The organism is Peribacillus sp. NPDC056705 (genome assembly GCF_043656335.1).
Map to the genome: position 1 here is coordinate 293237 of NZ_JBHTYI010000003.1, position 26363 is coordinate 319599.

The 26363-nt window shown below is 41.1% G+C and carries 31 protein-coding genes; 9 read left to right on the plus strand and 22 right to left on the minus strand.

Annotation, left to right across the window (positions count from 1 at the left end; genetic code table 11):
* Positions 1–271: 271 nt before the first annotated feature.
* Both ACFRAK_RS06100 and rnjA read left to right on the plus strand, forming a co-directional pair.
* The gene (locus tag ACFRAK_RS06100; protein ID WP_034314070.1) at positions 272–481 is read left to right on the plus strand and encodes a DNA-dependent RNA polymerase subunit epsilon; all 210 of its coding nucleotides are present in this window, start codon (positions 272–274) and stop codon (positions 479–481) included.
* A 3-nt stretch (positions 482–484) separates the two neighbouring features.
* On the plus strand, positions 485–2155 hold the full coding sequence (gene rnjA, locus ACFRAK_RS06105; protein WP_214750625.1) for a ribonuclease J1: 1671 nt from the start codon (positions 485–487) through the stop codon (positions 2153–2155).
* A 79-nt stretch (positions 2156–2234) separates the two neighbouring features.
* Here the strand turns inward: rnjA and ACFRAK_RS06110 are convergent, their stop codons facing one another.
* From ACFRAK_RS06110 to ACFRAK_RS06130, 5 genes are all read right to left on the minus strand, one after another.
* Entirely contained in the window at positions 2235–2894 is a 660-nt protein-coding gene (locus ACFRAK_RS06110) for a potassium channel family protein (RefSeq protein WP_192203910.1), read from the minus strand.
* A gap of 62 nt (positions 2895–2956) precedes the next feature.
* Positions 2957–4087, minus strand: coding sequence for an N-acetyldiaminopimelate deacetylase (locus ACFRAK_RS06115; RefSeq protein ID WP_387599614.1), 1131 nt, complete (start codon positions 4085–4087; stop codon positions 2957–2959).
* A 68-nt stretch (positions 4088–4155) separates the two neighbouring features.
* The gene (dapD, locus tag ACFRAK_RS06120) at positions 4156–4866 is read right to left on the minus strand and encodes a 2,3,4,5-tetrahydropyridine-2,6-dicarboxylate N-acetyltransferase (protein ID WP_192203908.1); all 711 of its coding nucleotides are present in this window, start codon (positions 4864–4866) and stop codon (positions 4156–4158) included.
* Positions 4867–4990: 124 nt separating this feature from the next.
* A complete protein-coding gene (locus tag ACFRAK_RS06125; RefSeq protein ID WP_063231999.1) occupies positions 4991–5875 on the minus strand; it encodes a transcriptional regulator CcpC in 885 nt (294 codons plus the stop codon).
* A 76-nt stretch (positions 5876–5951) separates the two neighbouring features.
* On the minus strand, positions 5952–6134 hold the full coding sequence (locus tag ACFRAK_RS06130) for a hypothetical protein (RefSeq protein WP_387600297.1): 183 nt from the start codon (positions 6132–6134) through the stop codon (positions 5952–5954).
* On the opposite strand from ACFRAK_RS06130, the gene ACFRAK_RS06135 reads away from it, so the two are divergent.
* Positions 6064–6246 carry a hypothetical protein gene (locus tag ACFRAK_RS06135; protein WP_387600264.1) on the plus strand — a complete coding sequence of 61 codons (183 nt, stop codon included), beginning with the start codon at positions 6064–6066 and terminating at the stop codon, positions 6244–6246. The two genes, ACFRAK_RS06130 and ACFRAK_RS06135, sit on opposite strands and share 71 nt — an antisense overlap.
* A gap of 82 nt (positions 6247–6328) precedes the next feature.
* Here the strand turns inward: ACFRAK_RS06135 and ACFRAK_RS06140 are convergent, their stop codons facing one another.
* The 4 genes from ACFRAK_RS06140 to ACFRAK_RS06155 all read right to left on the minus strand — a co-directional run bounded on the left by ACFRAK_RS06140 (position 6329) and on the right by ACFRAK_RS06155 (position 9004).
* Positions 6329–7834 (minus strand): MDR family MFS transporter, encoded by a 1506-nt coding sequence (locus ACFRAK_RS06140; RefSeq protein WP_387599610.1) that lies wholly within the window; start codon positions 7832–7834, stop codon positions 6329–6331.
* 125 nt (positions 7835–7959) lie between these two features.
* The gene (gene cbpB / locus ACFRAK_RS06145) at positions 7960–8400 is read right to left on the minus strand and encodes a cyclic-di-AMP-binding protein CbpB (RefSeq protein ID WP_192203903.1); all 441 of its coding nucleotides are present in this window, start codon (positions 8398–8400) and stop codon (positions 7960–7962) included.
* 122 nt (positions 8401–8522) lie between these two features.
* The gene (locus ACFRAK_RS06150; protein ID WP_192203901.1) at positions 8523–8669 is read right to left on the minus strand and encodes a hypothetical protein; all 147 of its coding nucleotides are present in this window, start codon (positions 8667–8669) and stop codon (positions 8523–8525) included.
* A 95-nt stretch (positions 8670–8764) separates the two neighbouring features.
* Positions 8765–9004: a YkuJ family protein gene (locus tag ACFRAK_RS06155; protein WP_034314086.1), complete on the minus strand. Its 240-nt coding sequence runs from the start codon at positions 9002–9004 to the stop codon at positions 8765–8767.
* 184 nt (positions 9005–9188) lie between these two features.
* On the opposite strand from ACFRAK_RS06155, the gene ACFRAK_RS06160 reads away from it, so the two are divergent.
* Both ACFRAK_RS06160 and ACFRAK_RS06165 read left to right on the plus strand, forming a co-directional pair.
* Positions 9189–10148, plus strand: a complete 960-nt coding sequence (locus tag ACFRAK_RS06160) for an MBL fold metallo-hydrolase (RefSeq protein ID WP_387599605.1) — start codon at positions 9189–9191, stop codon at positions 10146–10148.
* Between the two features lie 94 nt (positions 10149–10242).
* Positions 10243–10476 carry a glutaredoxin family protein gene (locus ACFRAK_RS06165; RefSeq protein WP_387599603.1) on the plus strand — a complete coding sequence of 78 codons (234 nt, stop codon included), beginning with the start codon at positions 10243–10245 and terminating at the stop codon, positions 10474–10476.
* Positions 10477–10550: 74 nt separating this feature from the next.
* On the opposite strand, the gene ACFRAK_RS06170 is transcribed toward ACFRAK_RS06165, so the two are convergent.
* From ACFRAK_RS06170 to ACFRAK_RS06185, 4 genes are all read right to left on the minus strand, one after another.
* Positions 10551–11036 carry a DUF3993 domain-containing protein gene (locus ACFRAK_RS06170; protein ID WP_387599601.1) on the minus strand — a complete coding sequence of 162 codons (486 nt, stop codon included), beginning with the start codon at positions 11034–11036 and terminating at the stop codon, positions 10551–10553.
* Positions 11037–11218: 182 nt separating this feature from the next.
* Positions 11219–11446, minus strand: a complete 228-nt coding sequence (locus ACFRAK_RS06175; RefSeq protein ID WP_394571421.1) for a hypothetical protein — start codon at positions 11444–11446, stop codon at positions 11219–11221.
* 74 nt (positions 11447–11520) lie between these two features.
* On the minus strand, positions 11521–12726 hold the full coding sequence (locus ACFRAK_RS06180; RefSeq protein WP_387705359.1) for an EAL domain-containing protein: 1206 nt from the start codon (positions 12724–12726) through the stop codon (positions 11521–11523).
* Between the two features lie 189 nt (positions 12727–12915).
* A complete protein-coding gene (locus ACFRAK_RS06185; protein WP_387599595.1) occupies positions 12916–14772 on the minus strand; it encodes an SLC13 family permease in 1857 nt (618 codons plus the stop codon).
* Positions 14773–14935: 163 nt separating this feature from the next.
* Here ACFRAK_RS06185 and ACFRAK_RS06190 point away from each other — a divergent pair, with 163 nt between their 5' ends.
* Entirely contained in the window at positions 14936–15799 is an 864-nt protein-coding gene (locus ACFRAK_RS06190) for a metallophosphoesterase (RefSeq protein WP_260284141.1), read from the plus strand.
* Between the two features lie 180 nt (positions 15800–15979).
* Here the strand turns inward: ACFRAK_RS06190 and crcB are convergent, their stop codons facing one another.
* A complete protein-coding gene (gene crcB, locus ACFRAK_RS06195; protein ID WP_387599592.1) occupies positions 15980–16342 on the minus strand; it encodes a fluoride efflux transporter CrcB in 363 nt (120 codons plus the stop codon).
* Positions 16339–16719, minus strand: coding sequence for a fluoride efflux transporter FluC (locus ACFRAK_RS06200; protein ID WP_387599589.1), 381 nt, complete (start codon positions 16717–16719; stop codon positions 16339–16341). Before ACFRAK_RS06200 ends, crcB begins: the two co-directional genes overlap by 4 nt.
* A gap of 116 nt (positions 16720–16835) precedes the next feature.
* Here ACFRAK_RS06200 and ACFRAK_RS06205 point away from each other — a divergent pair, with 116 nt between their 5' ends.
* Together ACFRAK_RS06205 and ACFRAK_RS06210 are read left to right on the plus strand one after the other, a co-directional pair.
* Entirely contained in the window at positions 16836–17189 is a 354-nt protein-coding gene (locus tag ACFRAK_RS06205) for a hypothetical protein (RefSeq protein WP_387599587.1), read from the plus strand.
* 291 nt (positions 17190–17480) lie between these two features.
* Positions 17481–17987 carry a YkyB family protein gene (locus tag ACFRAK_RS06210; RefSeq protein ID WP_387599584.1) on the plus strand — a complete coding sequence of 169 codons (507 nt, stop codon included), beginning with the start codon at positions 17481–17483 and terminating at the stop codon, positions 17985–17987.
* Between the two features lie 55 nt (positions 17988–18042).
* On the opposite strand, the gene ACFRAK_RS06215 is transcribed toward ACFRAK_RS06210, so the two are convergent.
* Together ACFRAK_RS06215 and corA are read right to left on the minus strand one after the other, a co-directional pair.
* The gene (locus ACFRAK_RS06215; RefSeq protein ID WP_394571422.1) at positions 18043–18948 is read right to left on the minus strand and encodes a chemotaxis protein; all 906 of its coding nucleotides are present in this window, start codon (positions 18946–18948) and stop codon (positions 18043–18045) included.
* A 520-nt stretch (positions 18949–19468) separates the two neighbouring features.
* Entirely contained in the window at positions 19469–20452 is a 984-nt protein-coding gene (corA, locus tag ACFRAK_RS06220; RefSeq protein ID WP_387599578.1) for a magnesium/cobalt transporter CorA, read from the minus strand.
* A 144-nt stretch (positions 20453–20596) separates the two neighbouring features.
* Between corA and ACFRAK_RS06225 the strand changes: the two genes are divergently transcribed.
* Complete coding sequence (locus tag ACFRAK_RS06225) at positions 20597–21745, plus strand: aminotransferase A (protein WP_394571423.1); 1149 nt, start codon at positions 20597–20599, stop codon at positions 21743–21745.
* 99 nt (positions 21746–21844) lie between these two features.
* Here ACFRAK_RS06225 and ACFRAK_RS06230 read toward each other — a convergent pair whose 3' ends face one another.
* The 5 genes from ACFRAK_RS06230 to ACFRAK_RS06250 all read right to left on the minus strand — a co-directional run bounded on the left by ACFRAK_RS06230 (position 21845) and on the right by ACFRAK_RS06250 (position 26273).
* A complete protein-coding gene (locus tag ACFRAK_RS06230) occupies positions 21845–22210 on the minus strand; it encodes a hypothetical protein (RefSeq protein ID WP_034314117.1) in 366 nt (121 codons plus the stop codon).
* Between the two features lie 65 nt (positions 22211–22275).
* Complete coding sequence (locus tag ACFRAK_RS06235; RefSeq protein ID WP_387599573.1) at positions 22276–23178, minus strand: NAD(P)-dependent oxidoreductase; 903 nt, start codon at positions 23176–23178, stop codon at positions 22276–22278.
* 6 nt (positions 23179–23184) lie between these two features.
* Positions 23185–23970, minus strand: a complete 786-nt coding sequence (locus ACFRAK_RS06240) for an SDR family oxidoreductase (protein ID WP_387599571.1) — start codon at positions 23968–23970, stop codon at positions 23185–23187.
* A 318-nt stretch (positions 23971–24288) separates the two neighbouring features.
* On the minus strand, positions 24289–26007 hold the full coding sequence (gene ptsP / locus ACFRAK_RS06245; RefSeq protein WP_394571424.1) for a phosphoenolpyruvate--protein phosphotransferase: 1719 nt from the start codon (positions 26005–26007) through the stop codon (positions 24289–24291).
* A complete protein-coding gene (locus ACFRAK_RS06250; protein ID WP_076366836.1) occupies positions 26007–26273 on the minus strand; it encodes a phosphocarrier protein HPr in 267 nt (88 codons plus the stop codon). Before ACFRAK_RS06250 ends, ptsP begins: the two co-directional genes overlap by 1 nt.
* Positions 26274–26363 lie beyond the last annotated feature (90 nt).

Sequence of the window (26363 nt, forward strand, 5' to 3'; positions counted from 1 at the left end):
GTTTATGAAAAAAAAGATCCCATGATTTAAGTTTTACACATGGCAAAAACGGATAGGATATAAGATAGAGGAAGACACAATTGGATTGATACCAGAATCGGCCATCTATTTTTTTATATACTTTTAGACATTGGTATATTTAATTCATCAAACCCCTTCCGTTTTTATGGCGGAGCTGGGTTTATTTTTACATGATGTTGAAAAACATGAAAAAATTGTTGTTTTTATATATAATGAAAAAAGCAATGCAAACAAGTGAGGAGAGATTAAAATGGTTTTTAAGGTATACTATCAAGTAACCATATCAGAGGTTCCCATCAGGGAGAATACTAAAACAATGTTTGTCGAAGGTGAATCCGTTCGTGACGTTCGTTTAAAATTAAAAAAGGAACCTTATAACGTAGAAATCGTATTACCCGTAACCGGAGCATATTTAGAATATGAAAAACAAAATGAAGATTACAAAGTATTGGAGCTATAATTTATGAAATTTGTAAAAAACGATCAAACAGCTGTATTCGCCCTGGGCGGTTTAGGCGAAATCGGTAAGAACACATATGCTGTTCAGTTTCAAGATGAAATCATCATCATTGATGCTGGAATTAAATTTCCCGAAGATGAGCTTCTTGGTATTGACTATGTGATTCCAGATTACAGCTATTTAGAAAAAAATGTAGATAAAATTAAAGGTGTCTTCATTACCCATGGCCATGAAGATCATATTGGCGGGATTCCTTATTTGCTTAGAAAAGTGAATGTCCCTGTATACGGCGGGAAACTAGCACTTGGACTGCTTCGTAATAAATTGGAAGAACACGGCCTTTTACGCCAGACAACCATGATTGAGATCAGTGAAGATGAAGTGATCAAGTTCCGGAAAACGTCCGTCTCATTCTTCCGTACAACACACAGTATCCCTGACTCTTATGGAATCGTTGTAAAAACACCACCTGGACAAATTGTCCATACTGGTGATTTTAAATTCGACTTCACACCAGTGGGCGAGCCTGCAAACCTGACCAAGATGGCTGAGATCGGTAAAGAAGGTGTATTGTGCTTACTCTCGGATAGCACAAATAGTGAAGTGCAGAACTTTACTATGTCCGAAAGCCGTGTCGGCGATACCATTCAAGACATTTTCCGTAAGGTTGACGGCCGGATTATTTTTGCAACGTTTGCATCGAACATCCATCGCCTTCAGCAAGTTGTCGAAGCAGCCGTGGCTAACGGCCGTAAAATAGCCGTTTTTGGCCGAAGCATGGATTCAGCCATATCAATTGGACAAGATCTTGGTTATATCGTAGCGCCTAAAGATACATTTATTGATGTACAGCAATTGAATCGTATGCCTGCGAATAAAGTAACCATCCTTTGTACAGGCAGTCAAGGTGAACCAATGGCAGCATTATCGCGCATAGCGAATGGCACTCACCGTCAGATTCAAATCATTCCTGGTGATACTGTAGTATTTTCATCTTCACCTATCCCAGGTAACACAATCAGTGTTTCGAGAACAATCAATCAATTATATCGTGCAGGAGCAGACGTCATTTCAGGTCCTTTGAATGACATTCATACATCAGGACATGGCGGACAGCAGGAACAAAAGCTGATGCTTCGTTTGATTAAACCAAAATTCTTCATGCCAATCCATGGTGAATACCGTATGCAAAAACTACATGCCCGCCATGCAGTCGATTGCGGGGTTCCGGAAGAAAATTGCTTTATCATGGATAATGGCGAAGTTCTATCCTTAAGTGAAAACACAGCACAAATCGCTGGTAAAATCCCTTCAGGATCGGTTTATATCGATGGAAGCGGCATCGGGGATATTGGTAATATCGTTCTCCGTGATCGTCGGATTCTTTCTGAGGAAGGCCTTGTCGTTGTCGTTGTCAGCATCAATATGAAGGAATTCAAAATTGCATCCGGACCTGACATCATCTCACGCGGATTTGTTTACATGAGAGAATCAGGAGACCTTATCAGCGATGCTCAATCCTTGATAACTAAGCATTTAAATAAGGTGATGGAGCGCAAAACTACACAATGGTCTGAAATTAAAAATGAAATTACAGACACTTTATCTCCATTCCTATATGAAAAGACTAAACGGCGTCCAATGATCCTGCCGATCATCATGGAAGTCCAATAATAATAGAAGCCCAGCCATTGATGGCTGGGCTTTTTTGTGGATAATAAGTGCGCGCTGCCCGAAATTGAGCAAGGCTTGCTTATTCCACAATTTTTTTTTCAAAGCGATTGATGTCCGAATCCGCGCCGATGACGATCAATATATCACCTTTATGAATTAAATCGCTCGCCTGCGGGGAGACATTTATATCGTTCCCCCTTTTGATCGCGACTATATTCAGCCCATAATGAGCACGGATATCAAGGTCAAAGATCGAGTTTCCATTCATCTTTTGGCTTGCAACAATTTCGACGATGGAGTGTTCATCAGAAAGCTCCAAATAATCGAGAATATTATTGGAGACGATATTATGGGCGATCCTTCTCCCCATATCTCGTTCGGGGTGCACGACATAGTCGGCCCCGATTTTACGAAGAACCTTCTCATGATAATCATTTTGCGCTTTAACCGTAACATTCCCGACACCCAATTCCTTAAGCATAAGCGTCGTCAATATGCTAGCTTGAATATTCTCGCCAATCGCTACAATGACGTGATCAAAATTCCGAATCCCTATGTTTCTCAGTACATTTTCATCTGTAGTATCCCCTACTACGGCATGTGAAGCTATTCTGGCAAATTCATTCACTCGATCTTCGTCAGCATCGATAGCCAGAACCCCTAATCCTTCTTCAGCTAATGTCTTGACTATGCTGCCGCCAAAACGGCCAAGTCCAATCACCGCAAATTCTTTTTTCACAATAAGCCCTCCAACGTCATTCGTTCTCTCTTTAGAGCATGTTCTGTACTGAAAAGCATTTTTTACGCTTCGCTTCCTTTAAACGTTATATAGTCCGTTAAGTGATTGATTGCGAGCTCAATCGCAGTTTCATCCGGACTTAACTTAGCGTGGTGCAATCCGTAATCCGATGAAACCCCCAGCCAGAACATGAATCCTGGAATCTCCTTTAACATATAACCAAAATCTTCACCAGTCATTGCTTCAGTGCAGCGATGCAAATGAACAGCGGTTGACTTCTCTGTAAATTCCATGAATTCCCGGGTCAGCCGTTCTTCATTATACACCTGGTGATACATCGCACCATAGTCGATTTCAGCCAAGCACTCATATCCCACTTGTATGCCATCCACAAGCGCTTTTATTCTTGACTTGACCTTTACCATCGATTCGGGGTTAAGGGTGCGTATTGTACCTTCTAACCGTGCTGTCTCCGCAATAATATTTTGAACGGTGCCTCCAGTAATCTTCCCAACTGTAATGACAGCTGAATCAAGTGGATTGACATTCCTGGAAACGATTGTTTGCAGCTGCCCTACAAGCGAACAGGCCGCAATGACCATGTCATTTGTTTCATGCGGATAGGCTGCATGCCCTCCTTTCCCTCTCAAATCGATGAATAATTCAGATGTATTGGCAAATAGAAGCCCTTCTTTAACGGCAATCGTCCCAACTGGGTACTCTGGAGCAATATGTAAAGCAAGAATCATATCCGGCTTCCATTTTTTCATCGTTTCCGATTTAAGCATCGGTTCAGCTCCGCCAGGACCTTCTTCTGCAGGCTGGAAGATGAATAGCAAGTCATCATCGATCGGATTTTCGGTGAAATATGTCAATAATCCCAAACCTATGCTCATATGAAAATCATGACCGCAGGCATGCATATATTCCTCGTGTGTGGATGCAAACGGCAATCCGGTTTCCTCTTTTATCGGCAGACCGTCAATATCAGCCCGGTAGCCAATCGTTTTTCGCGGGTTCATTCCCTTCACTTTCACGAATATCCCAGTCCGCCAAGTTTCTATCTCCATTCGCTCCTGGGCCAGTTTCGTTATGTAGTTAAGTAGGTATTCCTGCGTCTTGAATTCTTGGAACCCTATCTCCGGTATTTGATGCAAATCACGCCGGATCTCGGCAAAAGGACTTATTTTCACATTATTTCCTCCTATACAGAAAGCGTGGATATATTTATCCACGCTTCAGGCAATATTCACTAAAGAAATTAAAGTTGACGAAGTTCTTGCATGATTTCTGTTTTTGATTTTGTTTTTTCGTCAATTTGTTTAATGACCCTCGCCGGGATACCGGCAGCAACGGAGTAAGGAGGAATGTCTTTCGTTACAACTGCACCAGCCGCCACAACTGAACCTTGACCGATTTTCACACCTTCCAGTACGACCGCATTGGCTCCGATTAAAACATCATCTTCCAAAATGACCGGTTGTGCGGAAGGCGGCTCGATGACACCTGCTAAAACGGCACCTGCGCCTACGTGACAGTTTTTACCTACTGTTGCACGACCGCCCAGTATTGCGTTCATGTCGATCATTGTGCCTTCACCGATGACAGAACCAATATTGATTGATGCACCCATCATGATGACTGCGTTGTCTCCAATGGATACTTGGTCACGGATTACTGCGCCAGGCTCGATACGGGCTTTGATGCCTTTTAGGTCCAATAAAGGAATGGCAGAGTTACGGCGATCATTTTCAACTACATAATCCTCGATTTTTGTTCCTGCTGCCTTGATTGCTTCTTCGACTTCAGACCACTCACCGAATACAACACCTGTATTTCCTGTTATGAAAGTTTTAGAAGCTGGTCCAAAATCCATGCCTTCTAAATCGCCTTTGACATATACCTTTACAGGTGTAGATTTTTTACTATTTGAGATAAAAGAAATAATTTCGTTTGCATCCATTTTGTTCATTCCGGGTAAACCTCCTAAATATGTATCATTACTCGTTTTAAATTTACCAGACAACTGCCGGCAAGACAAGTTGAATGTCACTCTTATATATTATTCTCCCCTATTGACACTTTCGTCAGCGGACCTATAACATTCCTTGGTCGCGAATATGCTCTTTCACCACTTCCGTGAATGCTTGCACTTGCTTTAACTGGAAGGCAGATTCATAGCCGCAAAGCCATGTATCTCGTTCGATTGAGTGGTTATGCCCATCCAGTAGAGGGATTTTAAAAACATTCGTATCTTTATCATGCAAAGTGATGGCTGGCAGGATTGCATATCCTATACCATTGAACACCATTTGTTTGCATGTTTCGATTTGATCCACGACAATGGTGTTTTTTGGTGTCGTTTTAAATTGCCGATGCCACCAGTCCTGGATTTCCTGATAATAATTCGAATCGCTTTTAAACTGAATGAATGGCCGGTCCGTTTCGAACACTTGATTCAATTCCTTCATTTCAGTATCGACCAGATACAGCATATCCGTAAATAAATGCTGTTTTACACCTTTCCAATCCGGGGCTCCCCTTATGATGCCAATATGCACCTGTCCTTCATACAAAGACTTTAAAATCTCACTGCTCCAGCCAGTGATTAAGGAAATTTTGGCATACGGATATTTTTGAACGAACTTTTTCAATACTTGCGGCAGCCAATTTTGACCGACAATCGAAGCACAGGCTATTTTCAAAGTCCCATATACTTCATGGTCCATAGCTTGAATGCTTTCCCTGACCTTTTCTTCTTTTTCGATAACCTCATTGGCCAAACGAATTACCGCTTCACCTGCAGGCGTCAGTGACAGCCCTTTTTGTGAACGCAGAAACAGTTTCGAGCCCCAATCCTTTTCTATGGATTGTAAACGCTGTGATAAAGCCGGCTGGGAAACGAACAACCGCTCAGCTGCTTTTCTCATATTCATTTCCTGAGCAAGCACGGATAATAAATGAAATTCTGAAAATGACATACACACCAACCTCTTGATAATTAATTCTTATCATGATGATTTAATTTATTTAAATTTTATTATCAACAAAGTCGGCTTATAATACAAGAGAAAAGAAACGGAGTGAATATCCTTTGACGATCATTTTACTGCTTGTCATCAGTTTTGCAGCATCCTTCGTCGGCAAATCAGCTGGGAGCGGCGGCCTTATCGGAATGCCATCCCTTCTTTTGATAGGTTTACCCATATACCAGGCTATTGGTTCAGTCAAATTTCCCAATATGTTTTCTTCTTTTTCTAGCTTTTATACTTTATTCAAGAAAAAGCAGCTAAAATTGAAGGATGCCCTCCAGTTAATCCCATTTTCCCTTTTGCAGTGGCCTGCTTGCTAATTCATTCTCTGAGAGGGCAATGAATTTGTTAGCCATCTGTCTCTTGACTGTAAACTCCATTTAAAGAGTCTGCCTTTTTTCCCTATGCCTTCTTATTCTTTCTTAGTCTCGTAAGTAACAGGAAGCTGATTACAGAGAAGACCAGGACAATAAGATAAATCGTCTGCAAAGACAATGTAAGTCCTTCCTGTAAAACATTTACCACATTTTCAGGAAGCGACATGCGTTCTTCACTGTTCAACAGTTTATTTGCTGTATCTATCGTCACTCCCGAGCCGGCTGGCGCATGCTCGTTCAAGTAGGCCTGAAGCCTCATATTCATGATTCCTCCAAGTAATGCAGCACCTACAGTATTTCCTAAATTACGCATGAACATATTGGAAGCTGTCGCAATGCCTCTTCGTTCCCAGCTGACGGTTTTTTGAATGACGACAATGAATGAGGTTGAGGTCAAGCCCATGCCCACTCCGACAAAGAAGGATCCCATGGCAGCAATAAGTGGGCCAGCTTCCGGATTCATCCACACGAGGATCAAGCTCCCAAGGATCAATGAACACCCTCCAAGGAGGGAGGTTGATTTGAATCCTATTTTCATCAATAACCTGCCAGAGACCATCGATGCGATCGGCCAGCCAATTGACATGGCTGTCAATGTAAAACCAGCTACCGTAGGCGAGCGTTCCATCACGCCCTGAACGAAGGTCGGAAGGAAACTCGATAATCCGATCATCATCACCCCTGTCGTCAGGGATACAAGATTGGCAATCAGGATGGAACGCTCCTGCCAAATTTCAAATGGCATCATCGGTTCGGCCGCTTTCTTTTCCTGAAGAATGAAGAAGATGAAGGTGATGATGGCCACTAATGCCAAGGATATGACCGGAGCTGAAGCCCATGACCATTTTACTCCTCCTTCTACGAGAATCACCATAAGAGTGGATATGGATAACGTCAATAGCGTTGCACCTAGGTAATCGATATCACGTTTTTTCTTTTCGATATTTTCATGAAGGAAAAACCAAATCCCAATAAAAGATAATAACCCCAAAGGGATATTTACCCAGAAGACAAGCTTCCAAGTCAGGGATTCAACGAGCAAGCCGCCCAAAGCTGGCCCCATGACAGCCGAAATGCCCCACACGCTCGATAGATACCCTTGAACGCGTGCCCTCTCTTCATTTTTATAAATATCGCCAACAATTGTCGAGGCCACAGGAGCTACAGCCCCTGCCCCAAAACCTTGTATAAAGCGATATATGATGAGTTCCGTCATAGAATCTGCAAAGCCGCAGAGAAGGGAGCCAATGAGGAAGACAATGATTCCAAATAATAAAACAGGTTTTCTCCCGAGAATATCCGATAGCTTTCCATATATCAAGACTGTTACCGCGTTCATTAGCAAATAACCTGAAAACACCCAGCTGTAAAGTGAAAAACCGCCTAAATCACTTACAATGGCTGGCATTGCCGTTGACACTATCGTTCCTTCAATAGCATTCATAAACATAGCCAACATGATTGCAGCTAATATGAAGGGACGTTTCAATTTTTTATTCTGCACCTTAGCACTATTCACTTCTTGGCCCAATTTCAGCATCCTCCCCTAAGACCCTAACTGTTTATAGACTTTTCCACTAGCTGGATAAAATATGTAAAAACAAGAAAACTCGCCAACTGGCGAGTCTTGAGGTTAACCATCTTTTTAAGCCTTACTTATTTATCGGGTGTATTTTGTTTAAATACCTTTTTCAGGATTGCTCTTCTCGTTAAGATACCTTCAAATACATGTTCGTCATTCTCCACACAGACAAAAGGATGATCAATCAACAATTCCACACCCTTTGTCAATGTATCATCAATATGCAGGCGAGGTATTTCTATATTCATTATTTCGGAAACTTTTTTATTCTCAAGATTATCAAATTCAATTCGTTCCAGTCCCAAGATTGAATCAAGAATGACTGGTGTGCTAATTAAACCATGTAGTTTATACATCGGATCTAACACAGGAATGGCCGTATAACCGCTCTTTGTTAAAACCAATAGTGCATGTTCTAAATTATTGGTTACCTGCACGTGGGCCACGCGTTCAGAAGAAATCATTAAGTCTTTAACGCTGGATTCCAATAAATCCCCATCATGAGTACCGATCATGTTAAAACCCCTTACCATATGTTTTTATATACAGCTCTTTCTATAGTTTAACATATGTAAGCAGAAAAGGCTCATTCCTAGACCAATAAAATCCCAAACGACGGGATGTCCGCAAGAGATTTTTAGCCTTTACTAGTTTTGATGTTAACCTGTTTAAAACCGCATTCCGGGCATTGATAAATTACATTTTGGTTGGATTGTGCCGTTAATACATCATCCATTTCTCTTTCCTCACCGCATGCTGGGCATATTACCATTGGATTTTTCATTTTACATCCCTCCAATTAATAAGATGTGTAATTTTCACTGCTTCATTCACAATAAAAAAGCCGCTTCCAAAGGAGGGCGGCTTTTCGTGATTTTTTTAAGATTGAAGAAGATCAAAGATTTCAATGGTAATCATATCAATATTATCAAATTGATATTTGGATGATTTCCCTTTATCACTGTATACTTCAAGCTCGAACATTTCTGTTTTGCTGAAATATGTAACCTGGCACTTTTTCACACCATCTATTTCAAAAAAACGTTGAGCAGATTCAGATTCCTTCGCTTGCTCTTGAAGACTTTTCAATCTGGTAAGGATGCCCTGTAATTGAGACATACTCCCTCTCCTTTCTGAATAAAACCTTTTCGATAGGTTTCACTATACCATACTTTTCTATCCAGTAACCACGCTGAAATAAATTCAGAATAATTTAAAACTTCATTCTTTACATGGCACTATTAACAGAATAAAATAAGGAATGGATTTTGTACATGAAAAATTTTTTAGGGGGTAGATTCTGTTGCAAAACATTAGTGAACTTGGTTATCGCATTTCATTGATTGATGGTTTTGATTTGGATAGAAGAAATCGTACAGGTACATATGTAATTGCCGATGAAGACATCACATTAGTCGAAACTTCCGCCAGCCCTTCCATCCCCCACTTAATGAAGGGGCTCGAACATTTGGGAATCGCCCTTGAAGATATTACATATATCATTCTTACCCATATTCATTTGGACCATGCAGGTGGAGCTGGACTTTTTTTACAGCATTGCCCGAACGCCAAAGTGATCGTCCATCCAAAAGGTGCACGTCATCTAGAAGATCCAACACGTTTGATAGCTGGGGCTAAAGCAGTATATGGTGATGAATTCAATAAGCTTTTCGATCCGATTTTACCTATCCCGTTTGAAAGAATGCTGATTAAACATGATCGGGAATACCTGCAAACAAGTGAAAATTCAAAGTTGACCTTTTTTGATACTCCCGGACACGCAAACCATCATTTAAGCATATTCGATTCGGTTTCAAAAGGGATGTTTTCAGGTGACACCGTAGGCATTTATTATCGTGAACTAGATGAAGAAGGTCTGGAATTTTACTTACCTTCCACATCTCCAAACCAATTTAACCCCGAAGCGATGCTTGCAGCAGCGGAATTGTATGAAAGCATCGGCGTCGAACGTATATATTTTGGCCATTATGGGGTATCCGAAAACCCTAAGGAAGTATATGAACAGCTTCATTTCTGGCTGCCTAAATTTGTTGCGACTGCCAAATCGGCATACAGGGAATATGCGAGCTTTGAGGAACGAGTGGCAGCGACCAGTAAAAATATTTTCACGGAAGTCGCCTTTCATTTAGGCGAAAAAGGAATCACCACAGATCATCCTGTTTTTGAAATCATCGCCATGGACCTGAACGTTTGTTCCATGGGATTGATAGACTATCTGGTAAAACAGGAAAAAGGGAAGTAGAACGGGTGCTAGGGGGTGTTTTCCTATTCAAATGTATCGGCATCCTCTATAATGAAAAAATAAACCTTACCTAAATCATACATGGAGGATTGAAATGAAAGACGTTACGCTATATACCCAACCTGATTGCCCTCCCTGCAAAATCATGAAAATGTTCTTTGATGATAATAATGTCGATTACAAAGAAAAGGATATTAAAGCAGATGGACAAGCCCGAAAAGAATTAACGAATAAATACGGCGCCTATTCCACACCAACGGTCGTCATCGACGGGAAAGCCATTGTTGGTTTTGAATTGGACGAAATAAAAAAAGAACTGAATATATAAAAAAGTCTAGAGAAGGCAGTGACCTCCTCTAGACTTTTTCATTTCCCGCATTTTTCAACTTAGAAAAACTTGCTTTATTTCATTTTATCACTTTCATAATTTACATCCGTTATCTTCCAAACATCATTTTCCTTTTTCAAGGTAACTGATTCAACATGTTTTTTCATCGATACAGGTCCGTCCCCAGTGTCCTGGAATTCCTCCTGAACATAAATGACATCACCATTTTTCCCATATACAATTTCCGTATTCTTGTCGTAACTGAAAAAAGGGATATAATATGGAGCGAAATCTGATCCAAATGCCATATAACCGCCATCGACTTCCACTACATTCGCTTCGACAAATTTCTTGATGAAATCACCTGTGAAATGTTTATCCAACTTCGCTTCAATCGCTTCCTTAGTACGTACTTCCTCACTGATCGAACCTTGGTTCTCCATGGCATCTTGTACTAAAGATAGTACTTCCTCTCTATGTAAGCCTTCCGCTGAAGTTGTGAACCCTCCACTTAAAAATAAAAGGATACTGGCAAGACATGCAACTAGATATTTTCTCATTACAATCATCTCCTTGTTATAGAATTTCTCCTAATGGTTCTGATTTTTGCCTATGCCTTTCAATACCCGTCATAATCAAAGCCAAACTAGGGAAAATCAAATTCCCCGGGATACCTAATACCTTTGCCCATTCTTCACAATAAAAAAGGAGATTTCATGAAATTGAAATCTCCTTCTCACAATTATCGAAAAGCATAGTAAAAGATAAATCCGGCAACCAAAATCGTCCCGACGAAAAGGGAAACGAATACCGGGTTCTTTAAATAAGGATGTTCTTTAACAGAATCATCGATAGTCGAATCATATCTGGCCTTCACTTTATTTGCCCTTGCTACAGAATAAGTATAAAAGAGCAGATATAATGCCATGATCGTAACGATTATGATTAGAATCCAGATGTACGTGCTCAAAATATGTCCCCTCCAAGCGCATCATTTCTGCTTATCGTTACACATTTAAAGCGATTATATTCATGAATCGTTTTTTATAATAGTGCTTCATTTTCATATAAATAACTATAAGAAAGATCACAGAAAATGTATTCCTTATTATTCAGGGGGTATGAAAAGGTCCGTATTGTTTCCCCTGTTTCGATATCACTGTATAAATCGGATAGTCTTCCTTTTTTCTCATTGCGCATCTTTACGATATTTTCGAGAAAATAAGGTCTCCAGCTCCAATTTTTATTCATATAACTAGGCTGGACTAGCCATTGCCCGTCCTTATGTAGGATATTGGGGGATTTTTGATACCCCTCTTCATCACAAATATAAAGCCGAAAACATACGGAATCCAACTTTTTCGCCAAAATATTGAGAAACTCTTCATGGGAGCCGTTCCGCTTTTGCTGTTTTAAGAAATTTTGCATATTCTCGTTGAATTGCAAGGTTATTTGATAAACCGCTTCAAGCTTCTTGGTCTCTAAAGAAATGAAGGACTGACATTCTTGATGGAATTTTTCACGAAGTAAATCTTTATTAATGAATTCACCTTCCGGTTTCGCCAAAAAATACCCTTGATAATACCGTCCCCCATTCTTCCATGCAAAACGAAGCTGGTATTCGGATTCAATGTTCTCAAATAGTAAATTGGCGCCGATTTTTCGTGCAAGCATGCTTAGAGAAAACAAGATGACCTGATAGGCATCTCCACCTGAAATGCGAAGCTGGTCCAGGTTAACTTTTAAAATATTCGGAGAAATTTGTGCGATTCGGTCCAATTGCGTATCTTGTCCTAAATGATCTAAAGCTATCTTAATCCCATATGTTTTAAAGTAAGCAAGCACATGCTGCAAAGGATCTAAGTTTTCCGGACTGATCGTGTCTGATAGTTCCAGCACGATCCGGTGCATTTCCTCCGGTTGAAAATGACGATGTAAAATCTCCATGAATTCTTCGCCATGATCCAGCATAAGCAAATTAGGATCTCTGTTGATAAAGATAAGAAAATCTTCACCATAGTCTTTTATTCTCTCCAAAGCAATTTCAAGTACGTAATTATCCACTTCCACCCTATACTCTTCCGGCACTGCAGAATCGTGAAAAAAAGGTCCAAGGCTTTTATATTCCGATTGTTCCTCATAGCGCCCTAGAATTTCATACCCGATTACCTGATGTTGATCTGCACTGAAAATCGGTTGAAAGAATGGTGTCACCCTGTCTAAATTCTTTAATATCTTTTCTGTATCCATGATGCATCTTCCCCCTAATTACGAAAACACCAATATGCCAAAATTATACCATTAGTTTCTTGCATTGATAATAAATAATTTAAATTCCTACTGCATAACTCTTTTTTCAGAACCGCATTCATCCAATCCATTTGAAAAGAAACACATTGAAAAAGCATTGTCCATAACTGAACAATGCCTTATGTCTTATCAAAAAGGGAAGAACCACGGTATTGTGATCACCATGATAACGCCGATGAAGATCTGTATGGATATCCCGATCATGATGAAATCTTTATGCTTGTAATCACCCGCCGTCATGACAAGCGCATTGGTAGTGGCAACCCTTGGAGTCGATAAAGCCAAACTGCCAGCAACGGCAAGGCATATAAACACAGGAAGGGGATCGATGCCTTGATTCACCGCAGATGTCAGTGCGATGGGCGTCATGATTACCGTCGCGGCTCCATACGGGATGAATTGGCTCAGGATCAGTGTCAGCAAGTAAAAGACCGCTAATATGCCGTGTGGCCCGATATTACTGAATAAAACGGCCAGCCAATCACTTATCATCCTCACTCCGCCCGTATTATCCAGTGCAGCCGTTATTCCGAACATGGCGGCAATCAAAAGAACAGGTTCCCAGTTAATCTTTTGAAAAGCATCCTCCATCGAACGGACACAGCCACTGATCACCATCAACAATGCGGCCGTCAATACCGATAGTACGGCAGGGACAGACTCCATCGATAATAGAATGACCATCAATGCAGTGATTCCCAAGGCAATCCATGCTTTGCCCTTGGAGTTGACTGGAGAGCCATCTTCCGAGGTACTTCCAATGACGATGACATCCTGTAAATCCGAGGAAATCCTCTCAATGTTCTCCCATTCCCCATGTATCAGGATTGCATCCCCCGGTTTAAGGCGTTCCGTTCCGACATCCGCTTGAATATATTCGCCATTCCGATTGATTGCAAGCACATTACATTGGTATTTCTCACGAAAATGCACATCTATCAAGGTTTGATTCTCATAATCCGAGTTCGGGACGATCAATATTTCTGTCAATCCAAATCTGCTGCTAAGAAAATGTTTCTTTATTTGTTCGGGATTGAAATGTTTAAACTCCAGTTCATAGTTAAGTGCCAATCTCTCAACTGCTTCTTCTTCTCCAAACACCAAAATGATATCTTCAGGATGAAGAACCTCATCCGCCCTTGCAGAAATCGTCAGCTGCCTTTGCAACAGCGGTAATTGCTTATCCTTTGGCTTCCGCTGGATTTCAATCAAAGTCAATTCATACTGAATAGGAAGCTGGAGGTCAGACAGCCTTTCTCCAACAATATCGGAAGTAGCGGGTATATGCAGGTAATGCAATCTGTCATATACTTTGTACATGCCTGCAAGCTCCCCTGCAGACAGCCCCTTGACACTATTGTTCGCCGCTATCGTCTTCTCTGGAAGCAACAGGCGTCCGAGTGTCAACATGAAGAATACCCCTGCTGCAAAGGCGATCAAGCCCACGGGTGTAAAGTCAAAAAACTCTAATGTCCCTATTCCATTTTGCCGTAATACATCAGCAACGATCATATTGGAGGGAGTACCTGTCAGTGTTAATAGCCCTCCTATACTGCTTGCATAGGCAAGTGGCAATAAATACCTTGTCGGACTTGTTTTTTGTTTTAAGGCCATGCTCATAACGAGCGGTAGCAGTATGGAAACAATTCCCGTTCCGCTTAAAAAGGCACTTAATATTCCTGCTGTAAGCATGACGATAAGCAGCGATTTCCATTCACTGCCCCCACATAAACCCAACAACTTATTTCCTGCCTTTTCCACGATTCCTGTATTTAACAGGCCGGCACCGACTATAAATAGCCCAGCCAGCATGATGACCACTTGATTCGCAAACCCGGCCACTAGTTCATCCAATGTCAGAATCCCCAGTAAACCCAGAATGGATAGTGCACTTAGTGCAATTAAATCCGCTCGAAATTTCCCTTGTATAAAAAGCGCAATCGCGCATAGAAGTATAATCAGTGTAATAAACATTGGTTCGGTCATCATGTTACCTCCGTATAGATGTTCAATTTCAAACCGGCTACGGTTTCATCAAACCCCAGTTTACATGTTTTTCAAATGCTCATAGAAGATATTTTCTTCATTTTATGTATATTGTTTGTTAGTATGAGGAAGTAACATTTTTATATTAGATAGGTTGATTAATTTGAATAAACCCATATCCAGAAGAACATTCTTAAAGAAAAGTTTTGGTACATTGGCTACCTTAACCGGTTTGGGGATTGGCGGAAACTATTATGCCCATAATTTGGAACCGAAATGGTTAGAAATCAAGCATAAAATCATCAGCCACCCGCTTATCCCAAAAGGTTTTCATGGCATGAAAATGATCCAATTCAGTGATACACATTTAGGCTTTCAATTTCAGCTTAAAGATTTACAAGAAATTGTCAATAAGATAAACCAACTGGACCCTGATGTTATTTTATTTACCGGAGATTTGATGGACCATCCTAATGAATACAAGGATCACCAGAAAATCCCCCTCATTTTAAATCAGCTCAAAGCACCACTTGGTAAATTCAGCATCTACGGTAACCATGATCATGGGGGATATGGTTCAGAAATTTACAGCGATATCATGGAAAAATCCGATTTTACCATGTTGCAAAATACCTCATCTAAGATTACCTTATTAACGGCTGAAGAAATAGTCATTGCCGGGATTGATGATGCCATGCTAGGAAAACCTGATTTTGAAAAAGCACTATCCGGCATCCCTGATGAAGTGTTCACCATTATGCTTTCGCATGCCCCTGACCTTGCCGACACATCAAGGACTTATGACATCCAGTATCAAATAAGCGGTCACAGTCACGGAGGACAAGTACAAATCCCCTTTGCCGGTGCCCTTGTAACTCCCCCATACGCTGAAAAGTACCGGGAAGGCACGTATGAAATCGATTCATTAACGTTACATGTTAATAGAGGGCTTGGCACTACCCGTCTCCCATATCGTTTCCTTTCACGTCCGGAGTTGACAGTTTACGAATTCCAATCCGAAAGATGATAGGAAAAGAATACAGGGGAAAACCGCCAGACTTTTTAACAAAGCCTGTGCGAATAAAACGACTTGTTGCCATAAATCATGTGTTCATGTGTAATGGACTCCTATGAATTATAGCATTAGAAGTATATCTGAGAAAACCAGGTTTTTTTTACCAGCACCAAATGGTAGTTGCCATAAAGGTTATACCATACTTAAATAGCCGCACAGGAAAGTTCCGATACACCCTAAAACAGATACCGTTATATAGATTAGGCCATCTATATAACGGTGTTTACTAATAAGTTCAAGTGTTTCCATGCTGAATGTTGAAAAGGTCGTAAAAGCACCCAGGAAACCTATTGTCAGAAAAACCTGCAAAGATACAGACCAGCTTTCTTTCTGTGGCAACGCCAGTCCGAGCCCAAAGGAACCTATAAGGTTAATCAGTAAAATGCTAATGGGTATCGAGATTGCTGGCAATAGCCTATTAAAAATAATCTGCAAGAGATATCTTGAGGCCGCTCCAAAAAAGCCTCCTATAAAAACTGAAAGAACCTCGATCAAAGGGACTCACCTCTCCGTCTATTAAAAAGGCCCAGTCCGAAGAAACCAGCAACCAAACCAAATAAAAGCGTGGCACCAATATACAGTCCCGCCAATGCCAGAGAAGTCTGCAGTAGATTCACCACTTCTTGGGAAAATGTGGACATCGTGGTGAAACCGCCGCAAAACCCGCTGCCCAGCGCTAAAAAAACAAGCGATTTCTTTTTCAAGGCGAAATAGCCATTGATCATTCCAAGTAAAAAGCTGCCTACTATATTTATTAAGAGGGTTCCAAACGGGAAGAAGGAATGACCAGCAGTCAAGATTACGCAATATCGCAATATCGCTCCAGCTGCTCCTCCAAAACCGACTGCAAAAAAGCTTTTAAACCGATCCATCAAGGTCCCCCCAAATTTTACTCATAAGTAGATTCATTATAACAGATTAAGATGGAACAGGCTCTTTTCTTAAAAAATTCCATACTATGTAAAGAATTTGAGAAAGGAGGCAAATTATGCAAACACAATATTTTCCTTACTACCACTATCCGCAGACCATTATGCTACAGAACGATTACAGAAATGCATATGGGAATGAATATGGACCTGAATATTGGAATGACGAGCGCTTCTTTCCTTTCTTTCCTCTATTGGCGCCTGTAGCTTTTGTTGCAGGATTGGCAATTGGACCGTTGCTATTCAATAACCGTCCACCTGTCTATGCTCCATATCCTCCTCCATACCCGCCCGCTTACCCTCCTTACCCCGCTTATCCAGCGTACCCTGCTTCTCAAGGCTTTCAGGGTCCCCAGCAACAATTCGGCGCACAGGCTGCGGTAACTGAAAATATCAATATATACACTCAATAAGGGTTGGACAGAAGGCGACATAAGCGCCTTCTTTTTTCTTGGACCAAAAGGCTTCGGATTGAATTTTACTTCACTATATATTTTGAAGTGGTATAATATGAAAATGAATAGATGGTAAAGTGTTGGGAAATGATGGTCATACCCTAGAAATGTACATGCAGTATTTTTTCACTTTTTTCTGTCTGGTTGCACACACGGCTCTATTTCATCCAATATATAAAAACGGGTTTTTACTGAAGGAAATCTGTTTATAACGTCCTTCTAACCTCATTAAGAAAAGGAGTTTCCACAATGAACCAAACGAAAGGACATTCTGAAAGGGATGAGTTTTCGATAAACTCCCTTGCCCAAGCCGTGTTTATTGTCAATAAACACGCGAAGACTGCATTGGAGCCCAAGAATTTATATAATTTAAAACGGCTCGCATTAAGCAAGCTTATGCAAGAAGGAAAAGCGAAGAAGATTGGACTTCATTTTTCTGATAACCCTCGCTTTGCAGCACAACAATCCGACGTCATTGTCGAATGCGGATCATATGTTTTTCATTTACCTCCCACAAAGGAAGATTTGAAAAAACTACCCCACCTCGGCAGCCGGGCAGCTTCCATACGGAACCCTAAAGCCGCGTTGTCATTATCTAAGGCAAAACAGATCCTGCAAACTTACGTTGGACAAGCAGGTGAAAAACAACCGAACAATGCCAACACCGCGAAAAGGGCTCACGGACGTGGATCGGTCAAGCAACCATTTCACAATCCATTCCCATCCTCCTTTTTAGGAAAAGGTTCCAAGTATTAATCATTGATAAACCAAACGGGCCGTGAGGTAACGCCTCATCGGCCCGTTTTCACATTCATAATACCAATCTGTCTATCAACTTTATAAGCTCTGCAATTTCCGGCTTGCTGATTTGTGCGTCCGCCCCTACGACCTGACCTTTATGACGAAGGCTGTCAGTAATCAAAGAAGAGAAAATAATCACCGGCAACCCAGCAAGTTCCCCGTTTTCCTTTATTCTTCTAGTCAAATGATGTCCATCCATTTGTGGCATCTCAATATCGGTGATCACAAGATTCACTTCATCTTCAACCACTTTTCCTGATTCAATTAAATTCTCCAGATAATTAAATGCATCAAGTCCATTTTCATAAAACTCCAAGTACTTGAATCCAGCTTCTGACAATGTATCAAAAAGCAGCTTTCTCAGTAATGGAGAATCTTCTGCAATCAGGATTCTCTTGTCTGAATTTTGCCGGGCACCAAGCTTTTTAACCTGTTGGATATTTATTCCTGATTCCGGATTGATTTCGACCACTATTTTTTCAAAGTCAAGTAACAGTAACATTTCACTGTTTAATTTTATTACTCCGATAATCTGACTTTCAAGGCCTTGATACATATCCGAAGGCTTTTCGATTTGGGACCAGGAGATACGGTGGATCTGTGTTACGGTATGGACATGGAAAACCACTTTTTGCTGATTGAATTCAGCCACTATGAATTTATCCTGATCAGGAGTCTCAGATGGCGGAAATCCTAAAGCATCCGCCACATTCACAACTGGCAGGACTTCTCCACGAAGCTCAATGATCCCCTCCACATTTGGATGGGAATGGGGGACAAGCGTGATGGGGACAGGATTAATGATTTCCTTCACCTTGATTACGTTAATGCCGAATTTATTCTTTCCGAGACCGAATTCCACTATCTCAAGCTCATTCGTGCCACTTTCCAGTAATATTCCTTTATTTGCTTCCATTGTGTCATCTCGCCCTTCTCATACTTTTTCATTTCATAATTCCACAAAAATTTCATGGTTTTATCAATGAACTCCTACCTAATAATTCGGTTAAATATTTCTTTTGTTTAGTGCACAGATAAAAAAAGGATCAAGCAGTGATTATCTATTGAAGCCAAACTAAAAAAGGGACCCATCAGAGTCCCCCTTTTCCAAAGTTCATTTTTCACCACTGCCATCCTGCCCATCATATCGATCGTAAAGAGGCCTGTCTCTTCGACAAACCCCTCCATGATATATCCGACATGGGTTATGAAGCAAACCTGATGGGCTGGTCTCAAAAAGCCCTGCCGCCCTTCCAAAGCCTATTCGCGGAAAGCAACAAAGAATAAAGCTTATATGCATGTGGAAAAGTAAATTGATGATGGTCACCCCGATTAAAACGAATAGACCATTCGTTTGCCCACAATTTCCATCGTCGCTCCATTCAAAAAAATACTCATCTCAATTAAACCTAGAATAGCAGGCCAGTTGGGTCATTTCATCTTTTTCGCGACCTATTCTTTGGATTGAGCCAACCTTTTTTAACAAAGAATAAAAACATCATCAAGGCAATTCCACCCATCATTCCAAGAATGAGGAAATAGCCATAATGCCAATTTAATTCCGGCATATATTCAAAATTCATCCCATACACGCCCACTATGAAGGTCAGCGGCATGAAAATGGTAGTGATGACAGTCAATGTCATCATTGTTGAATTCATATTATTAGAGTTCACAGACAAATAACTATCACGTATATCGGACGAAAAATCTCGATAGGATTCAAGCATTTCAGTCAATTTAAGAAGATGATCGTACACATCATTAAAATAAAGGTGCTGATCTTTTAAGTAATTCAGTCGCTCCGACGAAATCATTCTGTACAATAAATCACGCATCGGCAATATGGTCCGACGGAGCCTGGACATATCTGTACGTAAATCGAAAAGCTGATCCATCAATTCGTTAATCGTGTCATTTTCAGTATTTTCCTCAATGCTACCCAATTCGCTTTCAATTTTATAAACAGGTGGGAAGAATTCATCGACGATCCTGTCAATTATCCTATGCATCAAGAAAAAGGGACTTTGCTTCAACATTTTATTACCAGCAATTTCTTCCCGTACCTTTTCCAGCTCAAACATATCTTCTTTATGAAAACTGACTATCCATTTTTCACCAACGAACATATCCAATTCCACTGCTTTAAATACCTTCTCCCTTAGAGCATGAATCACAAGAAATTGGTAACCCTCATAAAAATCCATTTTGGGACGTTGATTAAAATCATCCAGGCAATCTTCAATTGCCAGCGGGTGAAAGTGAAAATGACTGGATAAAAGTTCGATTTCCTTGTTTGTGGGGTTGGAAAAATCCACCCAGAACCACTCGATATCCGGATTATTCATTTCCGTTAGCGGTAAATCAAAACTGATTTCTTGATTAGATGTAATTGCGCAAGTCCGTATCAAATGTATCAACCCTCAATATTTTCTTATCATACATTATACCTTTAATTCATTAATCTCAAAAAGTTTTCTCCCCCATCCAAACTAAATGATAAAATAGAATGAGTCAAACATGGTACATAATTCATGTAGTTAGATAAGGGAGGATATTCATAGATGGAACATTTAATAAACCCTCTAGTAAAAGACGTTCAAATATCAGGAATCCGTAAATTCTACAATATGGTCGCTGATATCGAAGGCACCATTTCCTTAACGATAGGACAGCCTGACTTTCCAACTCCAATGCATATTAAAGAGGCGGCAAAACAAGCCATCGATAATGACTATACCGTTTATACTCACAATGCCGGCTATCTGGAATTGAGGGAAGCCGCTTCAAAATATGTAAAGGATAAATACAAGCTTAGCTATGATCCGGCGAATGAAGTCCTAGTGACTTCTGGTGCCAGCGAAGGCATAGACATTACCTTTCGGACGATTCTCATCCAAGGGAACGAAGTCATATTGCCGGGTCCTGTATACCCGGGATATGAACCCATCATTAAGATGTGCGGTGCAACACCCGTTTATGCCGATACAACAAAAAATGGATTTCGTTTGACTGCAGATATCATTGAAAAGTACATAACTGATCATACACGGTGCATCGTTCTGCCCTATCCATCGAATCCGACCGGGGTAACATTATCTGCCGAAGAATTATTGGACATTGCCGAACTTGTAAGGGGCAAGGACATATTCATATTGGCTGATGAGATATACAGTGAACTGGTATTCGATCAGGAGCATGTTTCGATTGCCACTTTCTTAAGAGAACAAACCATCGTCCTGAACGGATTGTCCAAGTCCCATTCCATGACCGGGTGGAGGATTGGCCTTCTGTTTGCGCCTGTAGCCATCTCTCAGCATATCCTGAAGGTTCACCAATACAATGTAACTTGTGCCGCCTCCATATCACAGAGAGCTGCCTTGGCAGCATTGACGGCAGGCAGAGATGATGCCGTTCCCATGAAGACCGAGTATGCCCGGAGACGTGAATACGTATACAGTCGCTTACAAGCGATGGAACTGGAAATAGTCAAACCAAATGGTGCCTTTTACTTCTTTATAAAGCTGCCTGAAGGCTATGCCTCTTCCCTTGATTTTTGCCTAAAGCTTGTTCAACAGGAAAAAGTGGCAGTGGTCCCTGGAGATGCCTTCTCTCCCCTTGGCGAAGGGTACTTCAGGATATCTTATGCCTATTCCATGGAAACCCTTGAAAAGGCTTTGGACCGTATTGAATCATTTTTAGCTAAAAAGTAACCGAAAAAAAGTGGCCTTCAATTGGATGAACAATTGAAGGCCATTTTCCTATTTTTCAAAGATGTCAGGCTACCGGAGGTTTTTCACCAAGCCAATCAGCTAATACAATCTCCGTAAAAAACGGATTTCCCGATATCCTTCTTCCTTATTTGTCGTGGTAAGGCTCACTTCAACGATGGAACCAAGTAAATCAGCCATCACTTCTTCAAATTCCTTTGCGGAGCGCGGCTTTGAAAAACCTAAACTCTTCAATTCGCGCATCAAGATCTGAAAACCGGCATTCGTTTCGATATGACTGAATTTCACCGGCAAGATTAGCGGACTTTCATTCATTAATTTCAGATCCCAACGAATGGGCTTTGTTTGATGAATGGTTTTTTCCCGTTTAAAGCCTTCAATCCTTACAATATATCGACCATCTTCTAATTCCTGGAATTTCATATTGATATCATCGAATTCGCCCATAGCTTTCACTCCTTTTTGTAAAGGCTGTCGCTATCAGCTTATTCAAGATAAAGAAATGCTAGCACTTAATTATAATGTTTATATAACGCCTGTGTACCGCTATTTTCCTCTCCAGCTTCTGCCAGCCCCTCATACAGGGATTTGCTTAGGCTTAATCCAGGAGCGTCCATTCCCATTCTTTCCGCTTCATCAAGTGCAATCTTCATATCCTTGATAAAATGCTTGATATAAAAACCAGGTTCAAAATCCCCTTCAACCATCCGCGGCACAAGATTGGACAGTGACCAGCTACCGGCAGAGCCCGATGATATGCTTCTTAATACCCGTTCCGGATCCAACCCCGCCTTTTGGGCATAGGAAATCGCTTCAGTCACTCCGATCATATTAGATGCAATGGCGATTTGATTACACATTTTCGTATGCTGTCCCGAACCAGCCGGGCCTTGATGGACAACATTGCTGCCAATGATATCAAAAATGGGCAGGACCGCTTCAAATGCCTCACTAGACCCGCCGACCATGATCGTAAGCTTTGCATCACGGGCACCGATATCCCCTCCGGAAACCGGTGCATCCAATGATTCCATGCCTCTTTTCTTGGCCTCCTCCGCTATTTTCACTGCCAAAGACGGTGTGGAGGTCGTCATATCGATTAAATGGGTTCCTTGTTTCCCGTTCTCGATAAGCCCATTTTCCCCAAGATAGATTTCTTCCACATCACTAGGGTATCCTACCATGGAAATGATCACATTGGCTTTCTGCGCAATTTCCTTTGGTGCAGATGCCCACTTCGCGCCCTGTGAAAGCAGTTCACTTGCCTTATCTTTCGTCCTTGTATAAACATATACCTTAAATCCCGCTTTAAGTAGATTTGCGGCCATGCTTTTCCCCATAACTCCTAAACCTATGAAGCCGATCACTTTGTTCAATTGCATCACTGCGGATTCCTCCCAATCATTTTGTTTCAAAAATCCTTAAATGGACTTTATCATTCCTCCGTCAACTAAATAGGACTGCCCCGTTAAATATGTATTGGCACCTGAAACAAGGAAAGTAACGAACTTTGCAAATTCCTCGGGTTCCCCATAACGGCCAAGAGGAATTTTGTTAATGGATTGTTCTGTCATTTCCTCAGGAGTGACGCCTTGTTTCTCTGCATTCATTTTATCAAGGTGCTGAACGCGGTCCGTTGCGATTCTACCTGGTCCAACTGTATTGATCAATATCCGGTCTGGTGCTAATTCTGAAGCTAACGTCTTTGACAATCCAACGATAGCAGTTCGGAATGTATTCGATAGAATCAACCCTGGAATCGGTTCTTTAATGGATGAAGAAGCGATATTAACGATTTTCCCGCCCTGTTTTTTTAAATGTGGCAAGCTCTCACGGATCGTCCTTATGAAGCTTAGTAAATTAAGTTCGAAAGATTGTTGCCATTCTTCATCATTGAAATCTGTAAATGAACCCCCTGGAGGACCTCCGGCGTTATTAATAAGAATATCGATACCTCCGAACTCTTCAGCAGTTTGCCTAACCAAGCTTTCAATATCTTCAGCTTTTGTTATATCCGTTACCATATAAGCAACTTTACCCGCCCCAAGCTGCGATATTTCCCTTTGTACGGCGGCAAGCTTTTCTCCATCCCGGCTAGCTAGCATGACATTTGCTCCTTCTTTAACCAATTCAGCTGCCATGGCCTTCCCCAAACCCTGACTCGAAGCTAAAATCAAAGCATTTTTCTTTTCCAAATGTAATTCCATATTTTATCATGACCTCCATTTTCCTGAATTTATAATTCTATTATATCGCTATTTGCGAAAAGTGAAAAATCTGAATAATCATTCTTATGATTTTTTTATCCAGCTGTCAAAAAAAAAATTGCCGGTTGGATACCCAACCGGCGTCAAAGGGGGAAATGAGAATGTCAGCTGCCCTAATAGAGCTAAACAACTGTGCTTGCTTTTTATTTACCCCCATTTTGGTGCAATAAACATTTTTGCTTAAATGTTCAAGCAAAAATTACAGGAAAGCACCCCATCCGAAGATTCTGTGATGGGGTGCCGTTTTTCCTCATTTTTTTATTTCTTCAAAGTGTTAATTACCGCTTCTTTCACATTATCATTCGTATCCAACCCTAAAACTTCCTGAGATAGTTTTTTCATCTCTTCAAGCGAAAGTTGGCTAATTAAAGAACGTGCTTTTAAAATCGAAGTGGCACTCATTGAGAATTCATCAAGACCCAATCCGATCAAAATCGGTATGGCAATTTCATCTCCAGCCATTTCACCGCACATCCCGGCCCATTTCCCTTCTTTATGAGCAGCATCTATGACCATTTTAACCAGGCGTAAAATCGCTGGGTTATATGGTTGATATAAATAAGATACTCTCTCATTCATTCGGTCAGCGGCCATCGTATACTGAATCAAGTCGTTAGTGCCTATGCTGAAGAAATCGACTTCCTTAGCAAATATATCAGCCATCACTGCAGTTGAAGGGATTTCAACCATAATTCCGACTTCAATTTTTTCGGCAACTTGAATGCCATTATCAAGAAGTTCCTGCCTGACTTCAGCCAAGACGGCTTTAGCCTCGCGGAATTCAGCTAGTGTGGCGATCATCGGGAACATGATTTTCAAATCCCCATAAATGCTTGCGCGAAGCAGGGCACGGAGCTGAGTCCGGAAAATCTCCTGCTCATTTAAGCAAAGGCGAATCGCACGGTATCCAAGGAAAGGATTCATTTCCTTAGGAAGCTCTAAATAAGGCAGCTCCTTGTCTCCGCCTATGTCAAGCGTTCTGACGACTACAGGCTTACCTGACATACCTTCCAGCACCGCTTTGTATGCCTCGAACTGCTCTTCTTCACTCGGAAAGTCATTTCTGCCCATATAAAGAAATTCCGTACGATATAATCCGATGCCTTCACCGCCATTTTGATGAACGCCATCCAGATCTTTCGGAGTACCGATATTTGCAGCCAATTCCACATGATGGCCATCATTTGTAACGGTTTGTTCATGAACCAGTTTCGCCCACTCAGCCTTTTGCATCGCATAGGCTTCCTGCTCCTCCTCGTAGCGTTTCACGAGTTCAGGAGTAGGATTTATATGCACTTCACCCTTTAGCCCGTCAATGATGACCATGTCACCATTTTCAATGGAAGAGGTCACTGATTTTGCTCCAACGACTGCTGGAATTTCCAATGAACGTGCCATTATGGCTGAATGGGATGTACGTCCACCGATATCTGTCGTAAATCCTTTGACATATGCAGGATTCAACTGTGCTGTATCGGATGGAGTCAAATCCTCCGCAATGATGATCACTTCTTCAGCAATCATGCTTGGATTTGGAATATGAACACCTAAAAGATGCGACAGTACCCGTTTCGTGACGTCACGGATATCCGCAGCCCGTTCCTTCATGTATTCATTATCCATTTGTTCAAACATCGTAATGAACATGCTTGCGGTTTCATTTAAGGAAAACTCAGCGTTGACGCTTTCTGATTGGATTTTATCCTGAATCGGAGTTATTAGTTCCGGATCAGCCAAAACAAGCAGGTGTGCGTCAAAGATAGCGGCTTTATCGGCCCCTAAATCCTTTTCGGCTTTATCCCTGATTATCTCCAATTCATTTGTTGACTTTTGAATAGCTTCCTTAAAACGGGATATTTCCGCCCCGACATCTTCTATGCTTCTTTTTTCAATCGATAAATCTGGCTCTGTAAGTCGATAGGCTTTAGCGATGGCTATTCCGTTTGAAGCTGCTATTCCACTAATCAAAGTGGACATTATTCTGCTAATCCTTCTCTGTTCAACGTTTCAGCAAGTGTATTTAGTGCATCATTTTCATCGCTTCCTTCAGCAGAAATCGTAATTTCCGCACCTTGGCCAATACCCAGTGACATTACACCCATAATGGACTTAAGATTCACTTTTTTCTCTTTATAAGAAAGGTTTATTTCTGAATCAAATTTTCCTGCAGCTTGTACAAGCAATGTAGCCGGACGAGCGTGAATTCCTGTTTCTGCAGTTACTGTAAATGTTTTTTCTACCATATAAATCAATCTCCTTTAAGATAAATTAACATAAATAGGTTATGTAAGGGGGGTTCTCCATCCACTCATGAAAGAAATGAAAAAAGAAAT